Source organism: Sphingopyxis sp. NJF-3, assembly GCF_053514865.1.
Genome location: NZ_CM130726.1, coordinates 839,757 through 853,367, shown reverse-complemented (window position 1 = coordinate 853,367; position 13,611 = coordinate 839,757). Strand labels below are relative to the sequence as shown.

The following is a 13,611-nucleotide window of genomic DNA, read 5'->3' as shown; positions in this document are numbered from 1 at the left end:
CCGGATTTCCTATTTCGGCGCCAGCACCATCAGCATCTGGCGGCCCTCGGTGCGAGGGTGCGCCTCGACCTTCGCGACCTCGGCGGTCATTTCGGCGACGCGCTGGAGGACGTTGAGGCCAAGCTGGGTGTGGCTCATCTCGCGGCCGCGGAAGCGCATGGTCATCTTGACCTTGTCGCCTTCCTCGAGGAAGTCGAAGACCTTCTTCATCTTCACGTCGAAATCATGATCGTCGATGTTCGGACGCATCTTGATCTCTTTGATTTCCTGCGTCTTCTGGCTCTTGCGCGCCAGATTCGCCTTTTTCTGCGCTTCGTACTTGAATTTGCCGACGTCGAGGAACTTGCACACCGGCGGATCGGCGTTCGGGGAGACTTCGACCAGATCAAGGCCCACCTCGGCCGCCTGTTCGATCGCTTCGGCAGTCAGCATCACGCCCAGATTTTCGCCTTCCTCGTCGATCACGCGGACCTTGGGGGAGGCGATGAATTCATTGTATCGCGGGCCGTTTTTGGGCGGTGTTGGTCCAAGCGGGCGGCGGGTCATGGGCGGGCGTATAGCTGTATCTCCTGAAATCATTGACGAGCGAGCGCGGCGCATCGCCATGCGGCGCGTCTCGCGCTCATATAGTGAACGCGGGCGCGTCGTAAAGGCCGCCTGTGGCAAAGCGACCGCAGTTTTCGCCCGACTGTGGCGGCGAAGTCACGCCCTGACGGCGATCACCACTTCGTCGGCGCAGGGTCGATGACGCGGAATCCGCCCGCACCGACTTCGCTGACCTCGAGCGCGCGCACCGCGATCCCGCGTTTGTCGAAGCGGAAAATCCCGTCGATTCCGCCGAACCCATCGGGCGCCAGCAGGCGGCCCGTCGGGAAGTTCGTCCCCGGTTTCCACTCGCGCGCGATTCGCACGGTGAGCAGCACGGCATCATAGCCGAGGCTCGACAGGCGGTAGGGTGCCTTGCCGTAGCGCTGGCGATACTGCGTCGCCATCTGGCGATAGAGGCCGTCGGACACGCTGGCGAACCAGGCGCCGCGCATCGCCGCGCTGCTCCCCAGCGAGGCATCGGTATTCCACCGCTCGGTACCGAGAATCTGCCGGTCGCCATTGCTCTTGATCACCGGCACCGCGCGCACCGCGTTGCCGCCCGCATCGGCGATCAGTACCGCGTCGATATCGCCCGCATTGGCCAGCCGGCGCGCCGCGCCCGACATCGCCGCCGCGTTATGATCATAGGATTCGACGGCGACGAGCGTGCCGCCGGAGGCCGCAACCGCCGAGCGGAAGGCAGCGGCCGAGCGTTCGCCATAGACATTCTTGGGCACCAGCGCGCCGAAGCGCACATGCCCCTTGCCGCGCGCATAGGCGACGACACGCTCGACCGACTGGCCGGGCACGAAGCCCATGATGAAGACGCCGTTGCCGGCGACGCTTGTATCGTTGGAGAAGCTGAGCACCGGCACCTTCGCCGCGCGCGCGATCGGGGCGACCGCGGCGACATCCTCGCTGAGCAGCGGCCCGAGGATCAGCTTGTTGCCGTCTGCAACCGCCTGCCGCGCCGCGGCGGCGGCGCCGAGCGCGGTATCGTAGGTGGTGATGCGCACCTTATCGGCGCGCGCGTCGAGCAGCGCCATCGTCGTCGCATTGGCGATCGCGGTGCCGACGTCGGCATTGGTACCCGTTTCGGGCACCAGCAGCGCGACGCGGTGGCGGTCGGTATCGGTCGGCAGGCCGGGTTCGATCGTGTCGGGCTTTTCGGGCGGCGGCGGCGGACCCGCGGTTTTCGGCACGACCTGGCACGCCGCGAGCAGCCCGCCGAGCGCCATGACGCCCAGCCCGCGCAGCAAATGCCGGCGCGGCGACGCATTGTCTTGGCGCCGGACGGCAGTTTCTGCCATTTTCGGCGTCATGCCGGATTCGACCATTTCATATTCTCCCTTGCCCGGTCTCTATATCGTGGCGACCCCCATCGGCAACCTCGGCGACATCGGCGCGCGCGCCGCGTCGGTGCTGGCGCGCGCCGACCTGATCGCGGCCGAAGACACGCGGGTGACCGCGAAGCTGCTGTCGCATCTGGGTTTGCGTGTTCCGATGACCCCCTATCACGATCACAGCGACGAACGCACCCGCGCCGCCTTGGTTGCGCAGATGGCCGACAAAGTCGTGGTCCTGGTGTCGGACGCCGGAACGCCTCTGATTTCGGACCCCGGCTACAAGCTTGTGCGCGACGCCCGCGCGGCCGGGCGGCTTGTCACCACCCTTCCCGGCCCTTGCGCCGCGATCGCCGCGATCACCCTGTCGGGGCTGCCGAGCGATCGCTTCCTCTTCGCCGGTTTCCTGCCCTCGAAGGCGAAGGCGCGCGCCGACACGATCGCCGAGTTCGCGGGGCTGCGCGCCAGCCTTGTCTTCTATGAAAGCGGACCGCGCCTCGGCGCGTCGCTCGGCGCGCTCGCCGAGGGGCTCGGCAACCGCGACGCGGCGGTCGCGCGCGAGATCACCAAGCTCTACGAGGAATGCGTGACCGGCCCCCTGGCCGAACTCGCGGCGCGCTATGCCGAGGCGCCGCCCAAGGGCGAGATCGTGATCGTCGTCGCGCCGCCCGCCGACGGCATCGCCGAAGAGGCCGACGACGCGACCGTCGATGCCGCGCTCCGCGCGGTGCTGGCCGAGCAGCCGGTCGCCAAAGCCGCGAAGGAGGTGGCGAAGCGCTTCGGGCGCGACCGGCACGATCTCTACGCCCGCGCGCTGACGCTAAAGGGAGGCGAATGAACCGCGCCGCCGCCGAAGCGCGCGGGCGCCGGGCCGAGCGCCGCGCCGCCTGGTGGCTGCGCCTCCACGGCTGGCGCATCGTCGGCCGGCGGCTGCGCGTGCCGGTGGGCGAGGTCGACCTGGTCGCGCGGCGCGGGCGCACGATCGCCTTCGTCGAGGTGAAGTGGCGCGACCGCGTCGAAGATCTCGACCATGCGATCGACGAATATCGCCTGCGCCGCGTCGCGGCGGCGGCGGAAATGCTGAGCCCGCGCTTCGCGCGCGCCGCCGACAGCATCCGGATCGACGTGATGCTCCTTGCGCCGCGGCGCCTGCCGCGCCATCTGGTCCACGTCTGGCAACCCTAGGAGACCCCGATGACCCTGCGCGCCGCGGTGCAAATGGACCCGATGGACGGCATCAACATCGCCGGCGACAGCAGCTTCGCCCTGATGCTGAGCGCGCAGGACCGCGGATACAGCCTCTATCATTACGACGTGCGTTCGCTGACCTGGGAGGCCGGGCGGCTGACCACGCGCGCGCATCCGGTGCTCGACGTCCAGCGCGAAGCGGGCGCGCATTACCGCTTCGGCGAGGCGGTGACCCTCGACCTCGGCCGCGACGTCGACGTCGTGCTGATGCGGCAGGACCCGCCCTTCGACCTCGGTTATCTGACCGGCACCTGGCTGCTCGAACGGATCGCGCATGAGACTTTGGTGGTCAACGACCCGGTCTCGGTCCGCAACGCGCCCGAGAAGGTGTTCGTGCTCGACTTCGCCGAGTTCATGCCGCCGACGATGGTGACCCGCGATCTCGAGGCGGTGAAGGATTTCCACCGGCGCCACGGCGCGCTGGTCATCAAGCCGCTGCACGGCAACGGCGGCAAGGCGGTGTTCCGCATCGACGAGGCCGGCACCAATCTCGGCGCGCTCGTCGAGCTGTTCGGACAGGTGTGGCTCGAGCCCTTCATGGTCCAGCAGTTCCTGCCCAGCGTGCGCGAAGGCGACAAGCGCATCGTGCTGATCGACGGCGAGGTCGCGGGCGCGATCAACCGCAAGCCCGGCGAAGGCGAATTCCGCTCGAACCTCGCGGTCGGCGGTTATGCCGAGGCCGCCGAACTGAGCCCGCGCGAAAAGGAAATCTGCGCCGCGCTCGGCCCGAAACTCAGGGAGCGCGGGCTGATCTTCGTCGGCATCGACGTGATCGGCGGCGAATGGCTGACCGAGATCAACGTCACCTCGCCCACCGGCATCGTCGCGATCGATCGCTTCAACGGCACCGACACGGCGGCGATGATCTGGGACGCGATCGCTCGGCGGATCGGCTGACGCCCGCCGGCGTAAACTTTCGCATGACCGGTTTCATTCTCGATCTGATCCAGGGCTGGGGCTATCTCGGCATTTTCGTGCTGATGGTGCTGGAAAATGTTTTCCCGCCGATTCCGTCGGAGGTGATCATGGGCCTCGGCGGCATCGCCGTCGCGCAGGGCCGGTTCGATTTCTGGACATTGATCGCGGTCGCGGTCGCGGGGACAACCGCGGGCAATTGGGTCTGGTACGCGATCGGGCGCTGGATCGGCTATGAGCGGCTCAAGCCCTTCATCGACCGGCACGGGCGCTGGCTGACGCTCGACTGGGCCGAGGTCGAGCGGCTGCACGGCTGGTTCCTCAAATATGGCCCCGGCATCGTCTTCGCCGCGCGCTTCATGCCGGTCGCGCGGACGATGGTGTCGCTGCCCGCGGGGATGGTGCGGATGAACCAGGCGAAGTTCCTGGCCTGGACCGCGGCGGGCTCGACGATCTGGATCACAGCGCTGGCGGGCGCCGGAAGCTGGTTCGGCGACCGCTTCGCCAATCTTGACGCCTTCGTGGGGCCGGTCGCGCTGGTCGCGATCGGGTCGCTGGTGCTGATCTATCTCTGGCGCGTCGTCACCTGGCGGCCAAGGAGTTAGGCGCGCGGGTGCGCGCTGCGATAGATGTCGAGCAGATGCGCGGCGTCGACCGCGGTATAGACCTGCGTCGACGCGAGGCTCGCGTGGCCGAGCAGTTCCTGCAGGCTGCGGAGATCGGCGCCGCCTGCGAGCAAGTGCGTCGCGAAGCTGTGGCGCAGCGCGTGCGGGGTCGTGCGCTCGGGCAGGCCCAGCGCGCGCCGCGCGGAGCGGACGCTGGCGCGGACCACTCCGGGCGCGAGCGGGCCGCCGCGCGCGCCGAGGAACAGCGGCGTCTCCTTGCCGATCGGCCAGGGGCAAGCCTCGGCATAGCGCGACACGGCCGACGCGACGGCGGGCAGGATCGGCACGATGCGCGTCTTGCCGCGCTTGCCGGTGACGCGCAGCGCCTCGCCGAGCGGCAGCACCGCGCCGGTCAGCGCCAGCGCCTCGCCGATCCGCAGCCCCGCGCCGTAGAGCAGCAGGAGCAGCGCGAAATCGCGCGCGCCGACCCAGCCCTGCCGGGCGTTGTCCGCGACGTCCTGCGCGAGGTTCAGCGCTTCGGCGGGCGCGACCGGGCGCGGCAGGCCCTTCTTGACGCGCGGCCCGCGCATCTGCGGCACGCTCGCGCCCGATCCGCCGACGAAGCGCAGGAAGGTCCGCAGCGCCGACAGTTCGCGCGCCGCCGACGCATTGCCCAGCCCCTCGCCGCGCCGCTCGGCGAGATAGGCGCGCAGGTCGTTCGGGGTCAGCGATCGGAGCATCGCCTTGTCGACCGCGCCGCCATGATGCAGCGACAGGAAGGCGCAAAAACGCTCCGCGGTCGCGATATAGGCGCGGCGCGTATGGTCCGACCGGCGCTTCTCATGCGCCAGATGGGCATCCCAGTCGCGGATCAGGTCTGCGCTCACTCCAAATCCGTTCGTGCTGAGCTTGTCGAAGCACCATACTTCCCTTCGACGGTGAAGGAAAAACGGTCCTTCGACAAGCTCAGGACGAACGGCTGCAGGGTTCAGCCCGTCCGGACGACCTCGGAAAGGATGCTGTCGAGCAAAAGGATGCCGTCGTCGGTCACGCGCAGCCGGTCGCCATCCTCGACAAGCAGCCCCTGCCCCGCGAGCCGCGCTACCGCGTCCGCATCGACGAAGGCTCCGCGTGCCAGCCCGCTGCGCGCCTCGACGCGCTCCAGATCGACGCCTTCGGTCAGTCGCAATCCCATCAGTAGCGCCTCGGTCGCGCGTTCGTGCGGAGGCAGATCGGTTTCGACCTTGAGCCCATGCCCGTTGCGCTCCACCGCCGCGAGGAAATTCTCGGGCTTCTTGTGCCGCTCGGTCGCCTGCTTGCACCGCCGCCCATGCGCGCCGGGGCCGATGCCGGCATAGTCGCCATAGCGCCAATAGGTCAGATTGTGCCGGCTCTCCTCGCCCGGCCGCGCATGGTTCGACACTTCGTAGCGCGGCAGGCCCGCGCCGCGGGTCAGCGCCTGCGTCGCGTCGAACAGGTCGGCCGCGGCGTCGCCATCGGGAATGACGAGATCGCCTTTCGCCGCGAGCGTCGCGAAGCGCGTGCCCGGCTCGATGGTCAGCTGATAGAGCGAGAGATGGCCGGTGCCGAAGGCGAGCGCCTCGCTAAGCTCCACCTCCCACGGGGCGAGCGTCTGGCCGGGCCGCGCGTAGATCAGGTCGAAGCTGACCCGCGCGAAATGCGCCTGCGCCGCCGCGATCGCGGCGCGTGCCTCTTCGCCGCTGTGTGCGCGGCCCAGAAATTCAAGGATTTGCGGATCGAAGCTCTGAACGCCGATCGACACGCGGTTGACCCCCGCGCTCGCCAGCGCCGCAAAATTGGCAACCTCGACCGAATTGGGATTGGCTTCGAGCGTGATCTCGCAATCCGCCGCCAGCCCCCACGCCGCATCTGCCGCGGCGATCACCGCCGCAACGGTTTCGGGCGGCATCAGGCTGGGCGTGCCGCCGCCGAAGAAGATCGAGGATATCTTGCGACCCGGCAGCAGCGCCGCCTCGTGCCGCAGATCGGCGAGCAAGGCCGCGAGCCACGCAGCCTGATCGACGCGCTCGCGCACATGGCTGTTGAAGTCGCAATAGGGGCATTTCGACACGCAGAACGGCCAGTGGACGTAAAGGGCGAGCGGTTCGGCCATGCAGGCGACATAGGCGCGGAGTGCGCGAATGTCAGCCGGCGATCAGATGCCGGATATGTCCGCGCACATCCTCGGGCCACTCCGCGATCAGTCCGTCGAACGCCGCGCCGTCGTCGCGATAGAGCGCGCGCAGCGCCTCTTCATAGCCCGGCAGGTTGCCGCACATATGGCTCATGAAATGATAGGCGGCATCCTTGCGCGTCCGGCCGTCGCCTGCCTCCCTGCTCGCCGCCTCGACCAGCCGGCGCAGCGCGGCGGAGGCACCGCCGGGCTGCGCCGCGAGCCAGTCCCAATGCCGCGGCAACAGCGTCACCTCGCGCGCCTTGACGCCCAGCCGGGGTCGCCCAGCCGACGGCGTGGGCGCCGGCGTCGCGGCGTCCCAATAGTCGAGGTCGGCAAGCTTGCCGGTCGCGTCGTCGAAAACAAGGATCAACCCGAGGTCGCTTGCATAGCCTTCCTCCAGCAGATGCTGGACGGCCGCGCGCGATCCCGATGCGAGTTTCCTGCCGCCAAGAAAGGCGGTTACGGTTTGAATATCGTTCATGCCGCGCCAATTACACCCGGATAAAATATCTGTCAATAACATCCGGGTAAAATATGCGACGGGCACAAAATAGTCACTTTGCAGCGATTGTCTGCGTGGTTAGATTTGCCTCCAGAACGCAATGCCGGAGGAAGCTATGGAGATTGGCAATCGGGATTTTGTTCAGCTGGTCAAGCGGACCCGCGAGAAATTTGGCGTGAGCATCGACGGCGCCCACGACCTGATCTTTGCCGATGAAGAGATGCGCAGGCTCGTCGCCCGTCGTATCAACCATGATCCCGAATGCCGCAAACAGACGCTATGGGATATGCGGAAAAAAGGCGAGCGATCGCGTTTTATCAAGGTGGATGGGAAAATCAGGTTTCGCCTCTGACGGGGCGCAGCTTCAAAACGATTCGGCCACCAGCTTCGCAAACGCATCGGCGCGGTGGCTGATCGCATGTTTCTCCGCCGGGTCGATTTCTGCATAGGTCAGTGATTTGTCGACCGGAACGAACACCGGATCATAACCGAAGCCCAGCGTCCCGCGCGGTGGCCAGGTCAGGCTCCCCTGCGCCCGCCCCTCGAAAACCTCGGCATGGCCGTCGGGCCAGGCGAGCGCGAGGGTGCAGACGAAGCACGCGCTTCGATCGACGCCCAGCCCCTGTTCGGCGAGCAGGCCCTCGACCTTGCCCATCGCCAGATACCAGTCGCGTCCGGCCCAATCTTTTCCGGGCTCGCCCTCGAACCATTGCCGCTCCGCCCAGTCGGCGGTGTAGACGCCGGGCCGGCCGCCGAGCGCCGCGACCTCGAGCCCGCTATCGTCGGCGAGCGCGGGCAGCCCCGACGCCGTAGCACTGGCGTGCGCCTTGAGCAGCGCATTGTCGCGGAACGTCGTTCCGGTCTCTTCGGGCTCCGGCAGGCCGAGATCGCCCGCCGACACCGGATCGATGCCGAAGGGTTCGAGCAGCGCCCGAATCTCGCGCACCTTGCCCGCATTGTGGCTTGCGATGACGAGCTTGCCGGGGGTGAGTTTGCGGTGGGACATGGGTCTATCCATCCTCCGTCGGTTCAAATCGTTTCGCACAAAGCCACGAAGCCACAAAGAAAGCCTAGGCCGACAGGCCCCTCATTCCATGAACCGAGGGCCTGACGCAGCGCATGAATAAAAACAATGCTTCGCGGTATGGCACATCTTTGTGGCTTCGTGGCTTTGTGCGAGCCCAATCAACCCGATCCTATCGCCCCACCGCCTTCGCCTGCGCCGCGAAAATGTCGGTGCAGCCGATGCGCGCGAGGCGGAGCAGGCGGAGCAGGCCTTCCTCGTCGTAGGTCGCGCCCTCGGCGCTCGCCTGAACTTCGACGATCTGCCCCTTGCCGGTGAGCACGAAATTGCCGTCGGCCTCGGCGTTCGAATCCTCGTCATAGTCGAGGTCGAGCACCGGGGTGCCCTTGTAGATGCCGCACGAGATCGCCGCGACCTTGTCCTCGATCGGGTCGGCGGTCAGCGCGCCTGCGGCGATCAGCTTGTCGACCGCGAGACGCAGCGCGACCCACGCGCCCGAAATCGACGCGGTGCGCGTGCCGCCGTCGGCCTGGATGACGTCGCAGTCGATGACGATCTGGCGCTCGCCGAGCTTCGCCATATCGACGACGGCGCGCAAGCTGCGGCCGATAAGCCGCTGAATTTCCTGCGTCCGCCCCGACTGCTTGCCCTTCGCCGCCTCGCGGCTGCCGCGGGTGTGCGTCGCGCGCGGGAGCATGCCATATTCGGCGGTCACCCAGCCCTGCCCCTTGCCGCGCAGGAAGGGCGGCACCTTTTCCTCGACGCTGGCGGTCACCAGAACCTTGGTGTTGCCGAAGGCGACGAGGACGCTGCCCTCGGCATGGATGGTGAATTCGGGTTCGATGGCGATGGAGCGCATCTGGTCGGGCGCGCGGCCGGAAGGGCGCATGGTAGATCCTTTCGATGGAAGATTGCCGCCGCCCTTAGGCGCGCGCGCTCATTCGCTCAACCGCATACGGAAGAAATCGAGGATTTCGTCGCGCGCCGCGACCGTCGGCTGTCCCGCCTCGTCGATCAGGTGGATGGTGACGACGCTGTGCGGATTCTTCATCGGGCTGTCGGGGTTGGCGGCGCTGTCGGGCAATACGCGGCCGACGAAGCGGTCGCCGAGCGCATCCTCATAGGCGGCGAAGCGCGCGGCCTTGCAGAATGTGTCGCCCTCGAAGCGATAGGCGAGCACGGTCAGATCCTCGGCCTCCATCCGCGCCTTGACCGCCGCCAGCTCGTCGGGAGCGATGTGCATCCCCGCAGCGTCGTTCAGCGGCAGCGAGGGCTGCGAGAGCACCGGCGCGAGCACCGCGGGTTCGAGCATCATCGACAGCGCGAAATTGCCGGTGAAGCACATGCCGATCGCGCCAACGCCCCGGCCGCCGCATTCCTCGTGCGCGAGCGCCGCGAGCGCGCGCAGCCAGCGCGTCGCGGGCGAGCTTTCATTGGCCTGAAAGGCGCGGAACTGGCGGCTGATGCAGCCGCCGATCATCGTGAACAGCGCGCCGGGCATGCGCGGCACTGCGCCATCCTTCCCGAAGATATGCGGCATGTAGACGGTGAAGCCGGCGTCGCGGACCCAGCGGGCAAAGCGCGCGACGTGCGGGCTGATGCCGGGCATTTCGGTCATCACGATCACCGCGGGGCCGCTGCCCATCGTGTAGACGCGGTGCTTGCGGCCGAGCAGCGCGATGTCGCGATGCTCGAAATCGTCGAGCGGGTCGTTCTGGTTCAATGGACGATCGGTCATGCGGTTTTTCCCCCGGCGGGAGGCTAAGAGTAAGTCCACGCGAATGCATCCTCTTTCGTCGCCCCCGCGAAGGCGGGGGCGACGATATGCGGCGGCTTGCCCCTCCCCCTCGCCGCCCCTACATCCTCCGCATGACCACGCCGCCGATCACCGAACTCACAACGCGCGCGCGCGACGTGTTCCGGCTGGTGGTCGACGCCTATCTGGAGACCGGACAGCCGGTCGGGTCGCGCACGCTCTCCAAGCTCGCGGCGCTCAACCTGTCGCCCGCGTCGATCCGCAACGTGATGCAGGACCTCGAGGAGCTCGGCCTGCTCGCGAGCCCGCACACCAGCGCCGGGCGGCTGCCGACCGAACAGGGTCTGCGGCTGTTCGTCGACGGGATGATGCAGGTCGCCGAGCCGAGCGCGGAAGATCGCGCGCAGATCGAGGCGAGCCTGTCCGACGCCGGACCGATCGAAAGCGCGCTCGCGCAGGCAACCGCGGCGCTTTCGGGCCTGTCGGCCTGCGCCGGGCTCGTCCTCGTCCCCAAGCATGAGCGGGTGCTGAAACAGGTCGCCTTCGTGCCGATGTCTGCGAGCCAGGCGCTCGTCGTCCTTGTCGCGGGCGACGGCACGGTCGAAAATCGCGTGATCGGCATTCCGGCCGGGCTCCACCCCTCCGCGCTGGTCGAGGCGGGCAATTATGTCTCGGCGATGCTGTCCGGCCTGACGCTGACCGAGGCGATGGCGCGGGTGCGGCGCGAGATCGAGGCCGAGCGCATCGCGATCGACCGCGCCGCCGCCGACCTCGTGTCGCGCGGGCTCGCAATCTGGTCGTCGGACGGCGCCGACCGGCCGGTGCTGATCGTGCGCGGACAGGCGAACCTGCTCGACGAGAGCGCGGTCGGCGACCTCGACCGGGTGCGGCAATTGCTCGACGAACTCGAGACAAAGCAGGACATCGCCCACCTGCTCGACAGCGCGCGCGAGGGCAGCGCGACCCGCATTTTCATCGGGTCAGAGAATAAGCTCTTTTCGCTCTCGGGCTCGTCGGTTATCGCCGCGCCCTATCGCGGATCGGATGGGCGCGTCGTCGGCGTCGTCGGGGTCATCGGCCCGACGCGCTTGAACTATGCGCGCATCGTACCCATGGTGGATTTCACCGCCCAATCGCTCTCCAGACTGATACGATAGGTTTATGACGAACATCGAAAACGAGACGCCCGTCGACGACGGAACGCCCCCCGAAGCCGAGACCGCCGAAGCGCCGGCCGCTGAGCAGGACGAGACGGCGAAGCTCGCCGAGCAGGTCGCGTCGCTGCAGCAGGACCTGCTCTATGCGCGCGCCGAGACGCAGAACGTCACGCGCCGCAAGGACAAGGAGATCGCCGACGCGCACGCCTATGCCGCGACCAAATTCGCGCGCGACATCTTGTCGGTCGCCGACAATCTGGGCCGCGCGCTCGCGGCGATCGGCGAGGAACAGCGCGAGGACGAGAAGTTCAAGCCCTTCGTCGCGGGCCTCGAGGCGACCGAGCGCGAGCTGATGAGCGTGTTCGAGCGCCACGGCATCACCCGCATCGCCGCGATCGGCCTGCCGCTCGATCCCAACCAGCATCAGGCGATGCTCGAAATCCCGAGCGACAAGGAAGCCGGCACGATCGTGCAGGAAATGCAGGCGGGATACATGATGAAGGACCGCCTGCTGCGCCCCGCGATGGTCGGGGTGGCGAAAAAGGCGGATTGAGTCCAACTCACCCAATGTCGTCATGCCGGACTTGATCCGGCATCCATCGCTGCGCCACAGTCATGGACCCCGGATCAAGTCCGGGGTGATGAATGTTGGCGGTTAAGCCGCCTTGCGCAGCTTCGCGAGCTTCTTCAGCACCATATCGCGCTTCAGCCGCGACAGATGGTCGATGAAGAGAATGCCCTCCAGATGGTCGTGCTCGTGCTGGATGCACGTCGCCATCAGGCCGGTCATGCGTTCCCGGTGATGCTTGCCGTCCTCGTCCTGCCAGTCGACCGTGACCTCGGCGGGGCGCGTCACCTCGGCATATTGCTCGGGGACCGACAGACAGCCTTCCTGATAGACGCTATGCTCCTCCGAAAAGTCGGAGAAGACCGGGTTGATGAACACGCGGGGATCGCGGATCACGCGCTTGCCCTCTTCGTCCTCGGGATCGGGTTCCTGCAGGTCGATCACCAGGATGCGCTTCGCCACCCCGACCTGAATCGCGGCGAGCCCGATGCCGGGCGCATCGTACATCGTCTCGAACATGTCGGCGACCAGCGTCTTCAGCTCGGCGTCGAAGGTCTCGACGGGCTTCGAAATGACGCGCAGCCGGGGATCCGGGGTCTCTATGATGGGTAGCAGGGCCATGGGTGCGAGGTATGATCGCCGGGGCGCGGGGTCAAGGGGGAGACACGTTCTCGCCGCAATGCAACATGTCTAGCTTTCCAGAGATAAGATCATAGCTCCCAAGCACCATCCGATAGTGACGATCGTCATTGTCGCCCGATCCTGGTGGAAAATCCGAATAGCCTTTCCTGCCCCTGCCGAACTCCGCAAAATTGGCTTGGCGCAGATCTATCTCGACGATGGATCGGAGATAGCTCGTAGGCTTGGGCGTTCTATTTTCTTCAAGAGCGCGTGCAGTTTCGCTGCTCGAAAAGATGGGGTGATAGAAATAGCGCCGGTCCCAGTCATTCAGGTCGCCCACGCAGGGCAGTCGCCGAAGTGCAGCGTCAACACGGTCCATCTCTCCATCGGTGGGTTCATTTCCTAACGGAGTGCAGGCACCCAAGCACAGGGCAGAGAAGAGCGGAAACCGGATCATCCCACCGGCCGCCTTGCCCTAAGCGCCTGCGCCAGCGTCCCTTCGTCGAGATAATCCAGTTCGCCCCCCACCGGCAGCCCGTGCGCCAACTGCGTCAACCGCACCGGATAGCCTTCCAGCCGCTCGGCGAGATAATGCGCGGTCGTCTGCCCCTCCAGCGTCGCGTTCATCGCCAGCACGACCTCGTCGATGCCGCCCGCGGCGACGCGCGCGACGAGCGCGTCGATGCTGAGGTCCTGCGGGCGCACGCCTTCCAGCGCCGACAATCGCCCGCCAAGGACATGATATTTGCCCGGAAAGAGCCGCGACTTGTCGAGCGCCCACAGGTCCGACACCTCCTCGACGACGCACAGGCTGCGCGCGTCGCGGCGCGGGTCGGCGCAGATCGCGCAGGGGTCCAGCGTGTCGACATTGCCGCAAACCCCGCAGGTGACGAGCCGCTCCGACACCGTCTGGAGCGCGGCGAGCAGCGGCGCGAAGGCGCTCTCGCGCTTCTTCATCAGATGCAGCACCGCGCGCCGCGCCGAGCGCGGGCCAAGGCCGGGGAGCCGGGCGAGTTGCTGGACGAGGGCTTCGATTTCGGTGGAGGCCATGCAGAGCACCTATCGCGCCGGGCGACGCCATACAATC

The 13,611-nt window shown here is 67.1% G+C and carries 18 protein-coding genes; 7 read left to right on the top strand and 11 right to left on the bottom strand.

The annotated features are described in order from the left end of the window. Positions 1-9 precede the first annotated feature (9 nt). Entirely contained in the window at positions 10-546 is a 537-nt protein-coding gene (gene infC, locus ACOTSS_RS04045) for a translation initiation factor IF-3 (RefSeq protein WP_095387448.1), read from the bottom strand. Positions 547-719: 173 nt separating this feature from the next. Continuing rightward, the gene (locus tag ACOTSS_RS04040) at positions 720-1,898 is read right to left on the bottom strand and encodes a penicillin-binding protein activator (RefSeq protein ID WP_448690251.1); all 1,179 of its coding nucleotides are present in this window, start codon (positions 1,896-1,898) and stop codon (positions 720-722) included. A gap of 10 nt (positions 1,899-1,908) precedes the next feature. Here ACOTSS_RS04040 and rsmI point away from each other — a divergent pair, with 10 nt between their 5' ends. Genes rsmI through ACOTSS_RS04020 form a run of 4 tightly spaced genes read left to right on the top strand, consistent with a single transcriptional unit; the run spans position 1,909 to position 4,699 of the window. Then, positions 1,909-2,769 (top strand): 16S rRNA (cytidine(1402)-2'-O)-methyltransferase, encoded by an 861-nt coding sequence (rsmI, locus tag ACOTSS_RS04035; RefSeq protein WP_448690250.1) that lies wholly within the window; start codon positions 1,909-1,911, stop codon positions 2,767-2,769. Next, complete coding sequence (locus tag ACOTSS_RS04030) at positions 2,766-3,116, top strand: YraN family protein (RefSeq protein WP_448690249.1); 351 nt, start codon at positions 2,766-2,768, stop codon at positions 3,114-3,116. The genes rsmI and ACOTSS_RS04030 overlap by 4 nt, the downstream gene beginning before the upstream one ends. Before the next feature lie 9 nt (positions 3,117-3,125). After that, entirely contained in the window at positions 3,126-4,076 is a 951-nt protein-coding gene (gene gshB / locus ACOTSS_RS04025; RefSeq protein ID WP_448690248.1) for a glutathione synthase, read from the top strand. A gap of 23 nt (positions 4,077-4,099) precedes the next feature. Beyond that, positions 4,100-4,699: a DedA family protein gene (locus tag ACOTSS_RS04020; protein ID WP_448690247.1), complete on the top strand. Its 600-nt coding sequence runs from the start codon at positions 4,100-4,102 to the stop codon at positions 4,697-4,699. Here ACOTSS_RS04020 and ACOTSS_RS04015 read toward each other — a convergent pair. From ACOTSS_RS04015 to ACOTSS_RS04005, 3 genes are all read right to left on the bottom strand, one after another. Next, positions 4,696-5,586 carry a tyrosine-type recombinase/integrase gene (locus ACOTSS_RS04015; RefSeq protein ID WP_448690246.1) on the bottom strand — a complete coding sequence of 297 codons (891 nt, stop codon included), beginning with the start codon at positions 5,584-5,586 and terminating at the stop codon, positions 4,696-4,698. The two genes, ACOTSS_RS04020 and ACOTSS_RS04015, sit on opposite strands and share 4 nt — an antisense overlap. A 101-nt stretch (positions 5,587-5,687) precedes the next feature. Further along, positions 5,688-6,833, bottom strand: a complete 1,146-nt coding sequence (gene hemW / locus ACOTSS_RS04010) for a radical SAM family heme chaperone HemW (RefSeq protein WP_448690245.1) — start codon at positions 6,831-6,833, stop codon at positions 5,688-5,690. 31 nt (positions 6,834-6,864) lie between these two features. Further along, complete coding sequence (locus ACOTSS_RS04005) at positions 6,865-7,377, bottom strand: DUF2239 family protein (RefSeq protein WP_448690244.1); 513 nt, start codon at positions 7,375-7,377, stop codon at positions 6,865-6,867. 136 nt (positions 7,378-7,513) lie between these two features. On the opposite strand from ACOTSS_RS04005, the gene ACOTSS_RS04000 reads away from it, so the two are divergent. After that, the gene (locus ACOTSS_RS04000; RefSeq protein ID WP_448690243.1) at positions 7,514-7,750 is read left to right on the top strand and encodes a hypothetical protein; all 237 of its coding nucleotides are present in this window, start codon (positions 7,514-7,516) and stop codon (positions 7,748-7,750) included. A gap of 12 nt (positions 7,751-7,762) precedes the next feature. Here the strand turns inward: ACOTSS_RS04000 and rdgB are convergent, their stop codons facing one another. The 3 genes from rdgB to ACOTSS_RS03985 all read right to left on the bottom strand — a co-directional run bounded on the left by rdgB (position 7,763) and on the right by ACOTSS_RS03985 (position 10,160). Beyond that, positions 7,763-8,404 carry an RdgB/HAM1 family non-canonical purine NTP pyrophosphatase gene (gene rdgB, locus ACOTSS_RS03995; protein ID WP_448690242.1) on the bottom strand — a complete coding sequence of 214 codons (642 nt, stop codon included), beginning with the start codon at positions 8,402-8,404 and terminating at the stop codon, positions 7,763-7,765. A 190-nt stretch (positions 8,405-8,594) separates the two neighbouring features. Beyond that, positions 8,595-9,311: a ribonuclease PH gene (gene rph, locus ACOTSS_RS03990; protein ID WP_448690241.1), complete on the bottom strand. Its 717-nt coding sequence runs from the start codon at positions 9,309-9,311 to the stop codon at positions 8,595-8,597. A 48-nt stretch (positions 9,312-9,359) separates the two neighbouring features. Next, positions 9,360-10,160, bottom strand: a complete 801-nt coding sequence (locus tag ACOTSS_RS03985) for a dienelactone hydrolase family protein (RefSeq protein WP_448690240.1) — start codon at positions 10,158-10,160, stop codon at positions 9,360-9,362. Positions 10,161-10,291: 131 nt separating this feature from the next. Between ACOTSS_RS03985 and hrcA the strand changes: the two genes are divergently transcribed. Both hrcA and grpE read left to right on the top strand, forming a co-directional pair. Beyond that, on the top strand, positions 10,292-11,335 hold the full coding sequence (gene hrcA / locus ACOTSS_RS03980; protein ID WP_448690239.1) for a heat-inducible transcriptional repressor HrcA: 1,044 nt from the start codon (positions 10,292-10,294) through the stop codon (positions 11,333-11,335). A gap of 4 nt (positions 11,336-11,339) precedes the next feature. Continuing rightward, positions 11,340-11,888 carry a nucleotide exchange factor GrpE gene (gene grpE, locus ACOTSS_RS03975; RefSeq protein WP_448690238.1) on the top strand — a complete coding sequence of 183 codons (549 nt, stop codon included), beginning with the start codon at positions 11,340-11,342 and terminating at the stop codon, positions 11,886-11,888. Positions 11,889-11,990: 102 nt separating this feature from the next. Here grpE and def read toward each other — a convergent pair whose 3' ends face one another. The 3 genes from def to recR all read right to left on the bottom strand — a co-directional run bounded on the left by def (position 11,991) and on the right by recR (position 13,574). Beyond that, positions 11,991-12,524 carry a peptide deformylase gene (gene def / locus ACOTSS_RS03970; protein ID WP_448690237.1) on the bottom strand — a complete coding sequence of 178 codons (534 nt, stop codon included), beginning with the start codon at positions 12,522-12,524 and terminating at the stop codon, positions 11,991-11,993. Between the two features lie 31 nt (positions 12,525-12,555). After that, positions 12,556-12,903 carry a hypothetical protein gene (locus ACOTSS_RS03965; RefSeq protein ID WP_448690236.1) on the bottom strand — a complete coding sequence of 116 codons (348 nt, stop codon included), beginning with the start codon at positions 12,901-12,903 and terminating at the stop codon, positions 12,556-12,558. Between the two features lie 74 nt (positions 12,904-12,977). Beyond that, complete coding sequence (recR, locus tag ACOTSS_RS03960; protein ID WP_448690235.1) at positions 12,978-13,574, bottom strand: recombination mediator RecR; 597 nt, start codon at positions 13,572-13,574, stop codon at positions 12,978-12,980. Positions 13,575-13,611: the final 37 nt, after the last annotated feature.

Bases quoted from the DNA above. Each gene is read 5' to 3' on its own strand.
- infC (WP_095387448.1), bottom strand. From the start codon at position 546: ATGACCCGCCGCCCGCTTGGACCAACACCGCCCAAAAACGGCCCGCGA.
- ACOTSS_RS04040 (WP_448690251.1), bottom strand. From the start codon at position 1,898: ATGGCAGAAACTGCCGTCCGGCGCCAAGACAATGCGTCGCCGCGCCGG.
- rsmI (WP_448690250.1), top strand. From the start codon at position 1,909: ATGCCGGATTCGACCATTTCATATTCTCCCTTGCCCGGTCTCTATATC.
- ACOTSS_RS04030 (WP_448690249.1), top strand. From the start codon at position 2,766: ATGAACCGCGCCGCCGCCGAAGCGCGCGGGCGCCGGGCCGAGCGCCGC.
- gshB (WP_448690248.1), top strand. From the start codon at position 3,126: ATGACCCTGCGCGCCGCGGTGCAAATGGACCCGATGGACGGCATCAAC.
- ACOTSS_RS04020 (WP_448690247.1), top strand. From the start codon at position 4,100: ATGACCGGTTTCATTCTCGATCTGATCCAGGGCTGGGGCTATCTCGGC.
- hemW (WP_448690245.1), bottom strand. From the start codon at position 6,833: ATGGCCGAACCGCTCGCCCTTTACGTCCACTGGCCGTTCTGCGTGTCG.
- ACOTSS_RS04005 (WP_448690244.1), bottom strand. From the start codon at position 7,377: ATGAACGATATTCAAACCGTAACCGCCTTTCTTGGCGGCAGGAAACTC.
- ACOTSS_RS04000 (WP_448690243.1), top strand. From the start codon at position 7,514: ATGGAGATTGGCAATCGGGATTTTGTTCAGCTGGTCAAGCGGACCCGC.
- rdgB (WP_448690242.1), bottom strand. From the start codon at position 8,404: ATGTCCCACCGCAAACTCACCCCCGGCAAGCTCGTCATCGCAAGCCAC.
- rph (WP_448690241.1), bottom strand. From the start codon at position 9,311: ATGCGCCCTTCCGGCCGCGCGCCCGACCAGATGCGCTCCATCGCCATC.
- ACOTSS_RS03985 (WP_448690240.1), bottom strand. From the start codon at position 10,160: ATGACCGATCGTCCATTGAACCAGAACGACCCGCTCGACGATTTCGAG.
- hrcA (WP_448690239.1), top strand. From the start codon at position 10,292: ATGACCACGCCGCCGATCACCGAACTCACAACGCGCGCGCGCGACGTG.
- grpE (WP_448690238.1), top strand. From the start codon at position 11,340: ATGACGAACATCGAAAACGAGACGCCCGTCGACGACGGAACGCCCCCC.
- def (WP_448690237.1), bottom strand. From the start codon at position 12,524: ATGGCCCTGCTACCCATCATAGAGACCCCGGATCCCCGGCTGCGCGTC.
- ACOTSS_RS03965 (WP_448690236.1), bottom strand. From the start codon at position 12,903: ATGGACCGTGTTGACGCTGCACTTCGGCGACTGCCCTGCGTGGGCGAC.
- recR (WP_448690235.1), bottom strand. From the start codon at position 13,574: ATGGCCTCCACCGAAATCGAAGCCCTCGTCCAGCAACTCGCCCGGCTC.